The sequence below is a fragment of the Planococcus sp. S3-L1 genome, from assembly GCF_030063085.1.
Classification (GTDB): domain Bacteria; phylum Bacillota; class Bacilli; order Bacillales_A; family Planococcaceae; genus Planococcus; species Planococcus kocurii.
Genome location: NZ_JASISN010000036.1, coordinates 1 through 10,163 on the forward strand (window position 1 = coordinate 1; position 10,163 = coordinate 10,163).

Genomic DNA, 10,163 nt, shown 5'->3' on the forward strand with positions numbered 1-10,163 from the left:
CGACACCAAACAAGAGAACTTGGCTGATATCTAGCTGCTCGCCTAATAATTACGGTTATTTAAAGTTTGTAAAACTACTCTCTTAAATTTTTTGAATGTAACTTAACTGCACATAAGTTACATTCAAAATCCCTAAATCAGTGCCTTTTATTTGTTCCAGATCCTCGCCCATAAACTTCGTGTATCTTTTTTAGGCATTATCGGTTCCGGTTCGCTTTCTTGCTCCTCTGAGGACGGTTCTGATGCATCTATCTCTGGTTTTTCGGGTGTTGGTGCAACTAGCTGCTGCTGATGTGCCTCTATCTGATCCAGTTGATGCTTCATCTCTTCTAAGGCTTCTACAAACAAAGAATCCCGTTTTCGCATCTCTTCTTTCAAACTTCGATTCTCTTTTTCAATGTCTTACAATTTTTTCAAAATAACGGCTGTCGCGACGTCGTCATGACGCCGCGGCGGTGTGCTTGTGACGCCGTTTTCTGGCGTTATTGTAGACGCGCCTTTTAGCCCTTCAGCAGCTTCTCTGACAGCATTTTCGAACGTTTTGCCACCGCTTTTTGTGAGCGTCATAGACTCCCGTAACGCCGCGACCTCTGTGACGGTGTAAATTCGGCTATTACTTTTGTTTCTTTTAAAAAGAATCCCTTCCGATTCAAAGCGAAGGCTGTACTTTCTTAACGTCGAAGTAGAAATACTTAATTGCTTACAAACTTCACTGGGAGTCATCATCAATCGCTCACCACCTCTTTTATTTTCATGTTATAAGAGTTCCGTTATGCTTGCATCTCTTTTTCAAAATTGAGTTTGTAAAAATGAAGAAATAGTTAAGTGCACGAATTTCAGAATAGAGAAGAATGAATATTCCACTTTTTATATTAAGGATTGGTTTATTTTGGTATATTGATAACAGAACTCAGTACAGAAAATTATTAATTCCTAGGAGGAAGACGAATGAAAAAAAGTATTTCATTAATAATTTTACTATTTATCTTGAGTGGTTGTGGAAACGGCAGTGATCGGTATAATTTTTCAGGCAGCAGTGACAATTGGGATGTATTTTATGTAGTTGATGTTTCTAATCCGACTGAGCAGCAACAAACTGGCACCATTAACTTTAGAGGAGAAGAATCAGGTCCGGAAACCATGGATTATAGCATCAAATACTCTGGGGGAAGTTCTTCGGGAATCGACGTACCTTTAGTAAATGGAACAGCGAATACTGGAAGAGGAGCCTGTCAGGGCTGTGCAGTTATTCAAAAAGATGAAGAAATAGAAGTTGAGATTACGTGGAATGGACAAACAGAAAAGTTAATATTAATTAATAAAAAGTAAATAATAAGTAAACAGAGAAAAATATAAACACCTTTTAAATACAGTTAGACAAGTTTACATATCACAGGTTATCGGAAGAAATTAAAACAAAAAATGTTGAGCTCATAGCATCTTCTTTTTTATTTTTCTTGTGGGACTTCCGGTAAGGTTTCTAAATACATGTCCAATCCCATAGCTTAACCATCCGTTTCAATTGTTTTTTGCCATAAAAATAGGCAGCCTTAGTTACTGGCTGTCTATTTTTATTAAACTAGTTTGTTGTTGAATTGCGTTTTTGTTCTCGTCTGCGTCTCAACCAGAGTATATCGAATGGGAGCCAGACGATGAACGAGATTAGGATGGCCAGCCAAATCTTGTACTCGTTGTTGGGAAACAGGAACAACAGCAGAAGCATACTGATCGTCAATACGACGTAAGTGGCAATGACTAATTTCGGATGTGTTGAAAACATAGCTCAACCCCCTAAGATAAAATCGGAATTCTTAACTTAAATATACTCAGAATTTAAAACAATAGCTAGATGATTCTGAAAATAAAACTGTTTGTAAAAGTACACTTACCTAAACGAAAAAAGAAGATACTCAGGACCAGCACCTTCTCTAGTTTACTTTTATAGAGTTCCGATAAGCTGCGATATGTAGACTTGCCTCCTCTTGAAACACCGCTTTAAAATTCATGGAACAACTTATTAAATGTATTATTTTTTTAGCAAACTTACTTTCTCTTATTACTCTTCAACCTTTATTTCATGTCTTTGGTTTTTTCCATGGCTGGAACGGTTGTAGGCCTTTGATTTCATCCTGTTTATTCCGCATAGTTTACACTTCTTTCAAGCCTAGTTAGTGATCAAAGGGCAGGCGTGGGTCTTCCTCTTGGTAAATGGAATACATGGTTCCCATTCTTTTCATGGCTGAACAATCCGTATCCGCACAATCAAAAGTATGGGTTTGCGTATCTGTATAAACATTTACGGTAAAGTAATAAGGGAATGCGCCACCTTTTGACTTCTCAACGAATCCATTGATCGCAATAATCTTCTCGTTACTGGAAATCGTTTGGTAATCGGGACTTTCCACCGTTTTCTGGACCATTTCGCTTAACACGATTTCTTCTTCCTCTGTAGGTTGAAATAAAAGCCAATCCGCCAGCAGAAATAAATTAATGGCCAAACTGACGATTAATAACCCTATCAAAAGCTTATTTTTCATCGTCATGCTCCTTTTTGCGCTTAAATTGTGACAAGTACTTTTAATGTGTCATTTTTTCTAGTAAATTTACTTTCACTTCTGATGCTTTGAAGTTCTCTGGAATAAGGACTTTGAATGTAACTAAATTACACTTATGTTACATTCAAATTCAATAGAAAAATCCCTTTGGAGACTAATTTTTTAGAAAAATGAAACCTTTATGGAGAATAATGGTATACATATTATCAAGTGAAAGTAATAGTATTTTCTAGTAAAGGAGACCATGAAATGTTTAAATCTAATCTTGCGAATCAGCTGCTTAAGATTATCAGTATTTGGATTGCTTACTTGATAGTATTTACTAATGACGTCTTTTCCTACCCTCAAGATAAAGTCTTTATTATTTTAGCTACAATTTTTTATATTTCACTAACGATTTTCTACATTTGGAGAATAAAAAACCCTAGCAAAAAAGAACGATCTGAACAAAGCGAAATTTGAAAGTAATGCCGAATAACAAAAAGAATAAAAAATTTCACTGAATTTCTATTTTCTAATAAATTAAAACTTTAATTGAAGTCATTTGATATGGTCAACCAGTAATTTTCTTTGTTTTGGAAGTAAAAAGTCTGAAATAGGGCATTTATAAAATATTTGTTATTATTTCTAAAATAAGTATATACATAATTTGTTAATTAAGTTACATTTATTACTGATATCAGAAATAATAATTTTTTTATCAATAAAATAAAAAAGGGGTGTAACGATGAAAAAATTAATCATCTTTACTTTTGCGTTACTTTTATTAAGTTTTGTTTTTTTATCTCCAGTTAATGCATCTACTCGCACTAATTTGCATGATTATGAAAGTCATGAAAGTAACGTAACATCGAAAGGTGGAGATTTTGGAGTCCTATATATACCTTGTCCATCTGGGGGGAAACATGTGATGGCTCCTCGTGGCAAAGGAAATGTTTATGTCAATGGGGTAGATGTTTTACGTGGTGACTCTAGTCAATGTACAAAATGTATGGATGTAATAGTTAGTCAATTCAGCCCTTGGGCAAATGGAGCAACTAAACTCGGTAAGTATGCGTCTCAAGCATTTGGCAATAAAATTGGCACGACTGTTAAATTACTAAATATCGATAAATTGCGTACTAACACTTCCTTAAAGGCTTCTCCATTCGATGGATATACATGGAACATTCATTTGAAGTAACGTGCTAAATTATTAATTATTGACCTCTCCATAGATGAAAAAAAGAAACAGACAAGAGTAATTAAGTTTTCCTAACAAATGAAATTTAATTTGATAAAATCTTAATCTTACTTATAGGAAAAAAAGGGGAGTGGACCAAATTATTAACTTAAAAGGAAAAAGCCTATTTCCTATATTGAGTTTACTTGTTCTTTGCTTTGTACTTGCTGCATGTACAAATAAAACTTCAGAAAAAGAAAGTAATACATTAAATGAAATAAGCACTGGTGATGGAAACTTATCTGCAATTACCGCTGTACTTGAAAAAGAATTTAATGGTCCAGATAAGGAATATCTTCGAATCACTAACGATATTGAAGAGAATATGATAAAAGACGATGTCCAAACTTATGAAGATGGTGCGCCTGAATTAGCAGTATATGAGGATTATCTAGAAATGACTTATGGAGAGTATTTCACAGAAAATGGTTACTCTAGTTTTAAACCTTTTGCTTTCTATTACCATTCAACAAATGATTATAAGATGAAAACTGAAAATATAGAGATTGATCAGAGCTCAACTAATAAAGATTATTATAGTTTTGTCGTTCAAGTTAATTATCAAAACGATAGTGAAACTAAAGAATACGAAATTACTGGATCAGCTATTTGTCCAGAAGAGGGCAAAATTGGCAAAATCTCTTTCGATGTAAATGAAGATATGACAGAACAAATTATGAATAAACCTAATTAAAATTAAAAAGCGCTGACAGCTTCCCATTGAAAACTGTCAGCGCTTTTTAATTTTATTGAAAACTTAAAGGTAGGACATTTCATGTATGGAGTTGAACCATCGTTCTGGTTACATTTATTTCTCTTACTGATCATTTTATTCGTGTTAATGGCTTTATTTAATGCTATCTTACGAAGGTGATTAAGAGTCGAAAAACCAAAAGCGTTTTCACATAACCATGTAAATAATCAACACAAAAAAATCGACTCGAGTATCAGGGTCTTCTTTATGGTTGCAATGGTATTGGGGTTTTGAATGTAACTTAATTCACAATAAGTTACATTCAAAATCACGGTCGATTACAACATTCTCTCTCTATCAGGTTCTTTCAAAAAAGCATCTTCACCTTCATCAAAACCTTCAGGCTTCCAATGATCTTCCGGCAATTCACTCTCCTCAAACAATTTCCGCAGCTTTCTAATGGCTTCATCCCAAGACGGAAATACTTCAAAAGCGTATGGTGGTTCTGCCTCATCATCATTCCATACAGTCCATTTTTTATCAGGAAGCTGAGTAGCATGGTACCAAGTATCTCCTTCCATTTCATAGATGCCAAAAGTATTTTCTGAAGCAATGTTCCAATCCGGATAACCTAATTCCTCTGCAAATTGATCGTATTTTTCAAAGAACAGTTTATGCAAAAACTTTTTTAAACGTCCCATATCTTCACTTCCTATTTTCGTCATGATTGAAAAAAAATCTTACAGCTTTCTATCTTTCGAAATGCTCAATCATCTCATTCCTGTTCTCTAGCTTAACTAAAGAACAGAGGAATCTTAAGGGCTATAAAAATAAGGACCGCAGTCTTCTTCGTGAGTTAGAACATAAGTCCAGGTGAAGTGTTCATCGACAATATAGAGATCACTGCCTACATGAGTGATATCTTTCGCTTTGAGTCGATTAGCCTTTGTAATATGTATTGCTTCTTCGCTAGATGTGCAGATAAGATAGCATCCTGCTTTTTTCTGCAAATCAAATGCTTCTATCGCTTGTTGCTCTTTTAAACATTCGATTTTCCTCCAGCTAAAGACATTCCACATGCATTGCTTAAAAGCTATCTTACGCTTTTGAGATTGGCTGATACCCTTGGCAAAAGCTTCTTCCCATTTTTGCTCTAGCACATTCCCTTTGTTTGGTACTAGTGTAAAGCTAAGATTCTTGTCCTGTAATTGATATGTTTGTTTATGTAAAAATTCATCCAATCTACTAACCCCTTTTTTAAATGACCCATATCGTCACTTTTTATTGTTCTAACTGAATGTAACTTAACTGCACATAAGTTACATTCAATTCCTTGATATTCTATGTTATTTTGGTTCCTCCGTTTCTATGAGCTTCTTGCAGATATATCCAACAATATATTCTCTCTTTGTTATTTCCTCAATGTCCTGATTTTCAACTAACTCATCTAATACCTGATTTACTTTTTTCCATAGCTCTGTATTTTCATATTTTTCATATGGATGTGCCATTCTACTATTACCTTCACTTTCATTTTTGATTCACGTTTCTATCATACTTATTTTACCATTCTAGAGCTTTATAGATTGAAGTCGATATAATTGTCTCTCACTAAAAAATCGTTCGTAAAAGTACACCATTACGAACGCTCTAATCCTTTTAAAATAACAAGTAATAAACGTTCGGAAACCTATCCAAAGGCTTTACGAACGTTCGCCTATTGCTATCCACTCTTTCGAACACTATATAATAGAAGGAACAGCATCAAAATATGATATAATCTTGTTAACAGAACCCACCACGCCTCTTCATAATGCGGACCACGGTGGGTCTTATGATGAGTTTGCTATTTTGCAGTGGAGGTTCCGTCATGGATATTAATCAGTTCAACGAAAATTCTTCTGGCCGATTAGTAGTCGGAAAAATAAATCGAGAAAAAATTACTAAACTAACAGGCGTTACCTTCATTGAAGAAGATGTGTTTATCTATCCTGGTGCCATCAAGCATATTAATCGAAATCATCCACTCGTTTGGAATCAATATAAGGATGAACTTCCATCTATTCTGTTAAATCCCGATTACATCGGCCAAAACCCAAAAGTTCCAAATAGCGTTGAACTGTATAAATTCATTAGTAACTATCTTCTATTGGCCATTAAATTGGACCCGAGTGGATATGTATTCGTGTCCTCTTTTTATGTATTAGATAATGCCGAATATAAAATTAAGAAGAGACTGGCAAGCGGACGGGTTCAAGTATACGAATAAGCCAACAGCTTGAATAAAACACGTTTTGTGTTATGATTGAGGTAAGAAAAGATTATTTGTAAAGAATGTTAATCAGGTTATACGGGTTATTAAGGTGGGAAAGGTTCCCCACGCGCTCACGATGAGTTACCAGAGATCCTGGATACGCCGCCCAGGTAATAACCCCCTAAATATGTAAGCCTCTAACTTCGGTTAGAGGCTTTTTTTGTTCTTCTCCTATCTTATCTCTTATGCCTCATATTCTTGAGGATTCCTTTTTTTCCAAGTAACGATAGATGGTCGTACGAGAAACGCCCCATCTTTCAGCCACATCTTTAATGGGGGTCCCCCCTTGAATCAAAGAACGCATCATTTCAATATCTTTCGGTCCAAATTTCTCTGGTCTGCCACCCAGTCGGCCTCTTGCTCTGGCAGCAGTTCGTCCCGCAGCCGAACGCTCCTCAATTAAGTTCCGTTCAAACTCGGCAAACGCTGCAAACAAGTGGAACATCAATTGCCCCGTTGCGTTGCGTTTATCCATCGTCAAGTTTTCCTGCAAACTATGGAAGGCGACACCCCGTTCATTTAAGGCATTTACCAGTTGAATCAAGTCCTGCATATTTCGTCCCAAGCGATCCAATCGCCAAACGACAATCGTATCTCCTTCACGAGCATACGAGATGGCTTCTTCTAAACCGGGCCGTTGCTTTTTCGTTCCACTCATTTTGTCGTGAAATGTTTTATCGCAGCCATAAGCTGTTAACGCATCCATCTGTAAATCCAAATTTTGTAATCCTGTAGACACACGCGCATATCCAATGAGCACTTGATCCCTCTTCTCTTCTTTTTCGTTGAATTTATTGTACCATAAGATAAAAAACGAGTGCTTAATGTACATAGAATACTGTACAGGGTTTTATAACACGAAACGCATGAAAAAAGATCCTTTTCAAACCGACGAGTGTCGTGTTCAGAAAAGGACGAGTTTTGGAACATAGATAGCAAGTGCACGATTCATGGTTAATTAAATTCCGATTACTTATCTCTTTTTCTAAATGACAAAAGCTAAATAAATGGTACCTCAATAATTTTCTAAATATAGGGAAAAATGTTATAATTAAAATATTAAAATTTAAAAATAGGGAATGAGGAATTGACATGGCAAAAAGAGCTTTTTTTAGCTTTCATTATCAGAGAGATATTTGGAGAACAAATGTAGTAAGGAATAGTGGGGTTGTCATCGGTTCTTCTGCTGCAGGATTTCATGATGCTTCGCTTTGGGAGAAGGCAAAGGAAAAAGGAGACACAGCAATTAAAAATTTGATTGATGAGGGTTTAAAAAACACCTCTGTAACTGTTGTACTGATAGGAGCAAAGTCAGCTGGAAGAAAATATATAAACTATGAAATTGAAGAAAGTATCAAAAGAGGCAATGGTATTTTGGGAATTCATATAAATAATATTAAAAATAGAGAGGGCGAAATTGATATCAAAGGTGCGGTTCCGGCGAAATTGCTTGCGAATGGATATAAGGTTTATAACTGGCCATTTGACAGTGAAAAGTTCTCGAAATGGGTAGAGGAAGCATATACAGCAGCAAATTAATAGAAAAACTCGGAAAGAGTGATACTTTAAAAAGTACCACTCTTTATTTCTTTATAGAAGGAGAGATTAATCAATGTATAATGCGAAAATCAAAGAATTTATAAGAACTTATGTTAGAGCGATGAGTGAATCTAACGCTGCTATTTTTGCAGGTGCAGGATTATCTCAACCAGCAGGTTATGTTAATTGGAAAGATTTAATGAGAGAAGTAGCTGAAGATCTTGATTTAGACATTGATATCGAACATGATTTGATTGCTTTAGCTCAATATCACGTTAACGAATTTGAAGGACGCTCTAAAATAAATCAAATTTTAGTAGATGAGTTTACCAAAGATGTTAAGGTCACAGAAAATCATAAAGTATTAGCTAGACTACCAATAAAAACTTACTGGACGACTAATTATGATAAGTTAATAGAATTAAATTTAGAAAATAACAATAAAAAAGTAGATACAAAGATGGTTCCCGAGAATCTTAGCCATACAATGACAAATACTGATGCTATTGTTTATAAAATGCATGGAGATAGCACCATGGCTCATCAAGCGGTTTTAACAAAAGACGATTATGAAGGATATGATTTAACAAGAAGGTTATTTAGTACAGCGCTGCAAGGTGACCTAGTTTCTAAAACCTTTTTATTTATTGGGTTTAGTTTTGATGATCCGAACTTATCATATATTCTTAGCAGAATCCGAATACTGTTAGGTGAAAACTCTAGAAATCATTATTGTTTTATGAAGAAAGTTGCCAAAAGTGATTACGAAGTTGAAGATGAGCATCGGTATGCGGAGGTTAAACAAGAATTAAGAATAAGAGATTTAAAGCGTTATAAAATTAATGTGCTACTAGTAGATCAGTATGAAGAAATTACAGCTATTTTGAACCATATAGAAAAGATTATTAGAAGAAAGAATGTATTCATTTCAGGAAGTGCGACAGTATATGGGGAATGGGAAGAAACGTCAGCATTTGAGTTTAGTACAAATTTAAGTAAAGCAATAATTAAAAATGAAAATAATATTGTAACAGGATTTGGCTTGGGAATAGGAAGTTCTCTGATTTCAGGAGCCTTAGAGGAACTCTACCAAAATAACTCTAGGAATATAGAAGGTAGGCTAAAGCCAAAACCTTTCCCACAAAACACTTCTGGAAAACTTCCACTTAATGAACTATGGACAAAATATCGCGAAGAAATGCTTTCCAATGTAGGTATTTCCGTCTTTATTTTTGGAAATAAAAAAGATAAAGATTCCAGTAAAATCTTAGAGGCTAATGGAATGATTGAAGAATTCAAAATTTCAACAGAAAATGGCACAATACCAATACCTGTAGGTGCCACCGGTTTTACTGCGCATACTTTGTGGAAAAATGTAATGGACAACTTCGATAAATATGTTGGTGTACCTTCTTTAAAACCTTTTTATGAGATTTTAGGCGACTCAACAAAGTCAAAAGACGAATTAATCGAAGCAATCATAAAAATAATTAATGAACTAGTAAAACATTAATTTTAAAAAATGCGATAGAGATTATGATTATTATTAAAAAACAATATAGAGAGAGTTGAATTATTAAGTAAGTAGTGTCTCTCTATAGAATTAGTTCACATATCAAACCTTATTGGAAGAGAGAAGCTTGTGGCTGAGCTTCTTCTTTTCTGTTGGAAATGCATATTTTTACGAACGCTTTGTTTATGGCATTCTAGAAAGGTTCTTACGCTTTTTTGGTGAAATTGATTGTGACCTTGAGTAAAAAATCAGGCCATTATTTCAAAATAGTTACCACTGGTAAAGAATCCGATTCTTCAATACTTGAAATCCAGCTCGTCCATACA

General features: G+C 34.8%; 14 protein-coding genes and 1 pseudogene. 7 read left to right on the forward strand and 8 right to left on the reverse strand.

Going from position 1 to position 10,163, the window contains the following annotated elements; genetic code table 11:
- Positions 1-147: 147 nt before the first annotated feature.
- Together QMF37_RS17845 and QMF37_RS17850 are read right to left on the reverse strand one after the other, a co-directional pair.
- Positions 148-378: a hypothetical protein gene (locus QMF37_RS17845; protein ID WP_283479074.1), complete on the reverse strand. Its 231-nt coding sequence runs from the start codon at positions 376-378 to the stop codon at positions 148-150.
- A gap of 24 nt (positions 379-402) precedes the next feature.
- Positions 403-726: a MerR family transcriptional regulator gene (locus QMF37_RS17850; protein ID WP_283479075.1), complete on the reverse strand. Its 324-nt coding sequence runs from the start codon at positions 724-726 to the stop codon at positions 403-405.
- A gap of 222 nt (positions 727-948) precedes the next feature.
- Between QMF37_RS17850 and QMF37_RS17855 the strand changes: the two genes are divergently transcribed.
- On the forward strand, positions 949-1,329 hold the full coding sequence (locus tag QMF37_RS17855; RefSeq protein ID WP_283479076.1) for a hypothetical protein: 381 nt from the start codon (positions 949-951) through the stop codon (positions 1,327-1,329).
- A 250-nt stretch (positions 1,330-1,579) separates the two neighbouring features.
- Here QMF37_RS17855 and QMF37_RS17860 read toward each other — a convergent pair whose 3' ends face one another.
- Together QMF37_RS17860 and QMF37_RS17865 are read right to left on the reverse strand one after the other, a co-directional pair.
- A complete protein-coding gene (locus QMF37_RS17860; protein ID WP_283479078.1) occupies positions 1,580-1,780 on the reverse strand; it encodes a hypothetical protein in 201 nt (66 codons plus the stop codon).
- A 388-nt stretch (positions 1,781-2,168) separates the two neighbouring features.
- Positions 2,169-2,537 (reverse strand): hypothetical protein, encoded by a 369-nt coding sequence (locus tag QMF37_RS17865; RefSeq protein ID WP_283479079.1) that lies wholly within the window; start codon positions 2,535-2,537, stop codon positions 2,169-2,171.
- A gap of 745 nt (positions 2,538-3,282) precedes the next feature.
- On the opposite strand from QMF37_RS17865, the gene QMF37_RS17870 reads away from it, so the two are divergent.
- From QMF37_RS17870 to QMF37_RS18335, 3 genes and pseudogenes are all read left to right on the forward strand, one after another.
- The gene (locus QMF37_RS17870) at positions 3,283-3,738 is read left to right on the forward strand and encodes a hypothetical protein (RefSeq protein ID WP_283479080.1); all 456 of its coding nucleotides are present in this window, start codon (positions 3,283-3,285) and stop codon (positions 3,736-3,738) included.
- A 130-nt stretch (positions 3,739-3,868) separates the two neighbouring features.
- Complete coding sequence (locus QMF37_RS17875; RefSeq protein WP_065524384.1) at positions 3,869-4,471, forward strand: hypothetical protein; 603 nt, start codon at positions 3,869-3,871, stop codon at positions 4,469-4,471.
- 192 nt (positions 4,472-4,663) lie between these two features.
- Positions 4,664-4,765: pseudogene (locus tag QMF37_RS18335) on the forward strand (DUF4181 domain-containing protein); the annotation flags it as partial.
- Between the two features lie 44 nt (positions 4,766-4,809).
- On the opposite strand, the gene QMF37_RS17880 reads toward QMF37_RS18335, so the two are convergent.
- From QMF37_RS17880 to QMF37_RS17890, 3 genes are all read right to left on the reverse strand, one after another.
- Positions 4,810-5,172, reverse strand: a complete 363-nt coding sequence (locus QMF37_RS17880) for a hypothetical protein (RefSeq protein ID WP_283479081.1) — start codon at positions 5,170-5,172, stop codon at positions 4,810-4,812.
- Between the two features lie 114 nt (positions 5,173-5,286).
- Positions 5,287-5,712 carry a DUF4275 family protein gene (locus tag QMF37_RS17885; RefSeq protein ID WP_283479083.1) on the reverse strand — a complete coding sequence of 142 codons (426 nt, stop codon included), beginning with the start codon at positions 5,710-5,712 and terminating at the stop codon, positions 5,287-5,289.
- Positions 5,713-5,817: 105 nt separating this feature from the next.
- Positions 5,818-5,982: a hypothetical protein gene (locus QMF37_RS17890; RefSeq protein WP_283479084.1), complete on the reverse strand. Its 165-nt coding sequence runs from the start codon at positions 5,980-5,982 to the stop codon at positions 5,818-5,820.
- Between the two features lie 359 nt (positions 5,983-6,341).
- Here QMF37_RS17890 and QMF37_RS17895 point away from each other — a divergent pair, with 359 nt between their 5' ends.
- The gene (locus tag QMF37_RS17895; RefSeq protein ID WP_149456178.1) at positions 6,342-6,740 is read left to right on the forward strand and encodes a PBECR3 domain-containing polyvalent protein; all 399 of its coding nucleotides are present in this window, start codon (positions 6,342-6,344) and stop codon (positions 6,738-6,740) included.
- A 235-nt stretch (positions 6,741-6,975) separates the two neighbouring features.
- Here the strand turns inward: QMF37_RS17895 and QMF37_RS17900 are convergent, their stop codons facing one another.
- Complete coding sequence (locus QMF37_RS17900) at positions 6,976-7,545, reverse strand: recombinase family protein (protein WP_240750357.1); 570 nt, start codon at positions 7,543-7,545, stop codon at positions 6,976-6,978.
- A 332-nt stretch (positions 7,546-7,877) separates the two neighbouring features.
- Between QMF37_RS17900 and QMF37_RS17905 the strand changes: the two genes are divergently transcribed.
- Positions 7,878-8,324: a TIR domain-containing protein gene (locus QMF37_RS17905; RefSeq protein ID WP_283479085.1), complete on the forward strand. Its 447-nt coding sequence runs from the start codon at positions 7,878-7,880 to the stop codon at positions 8,322-8,324.
- Positions 8,325-8,397: 73 nt separating this feature from the next.
- Positions 8,398-9,837, forward strand: coding sequence for an SIR2 family protein (locus QMF37_RS17910; RefSeq protein WP_283479086.1), 1,440 nt, complete (start codon positions 8,398-8,400; stop codon positions 9,835-9,837).
- Positions 9,838-10,163 lie beyond the last annotated feature (326 nt).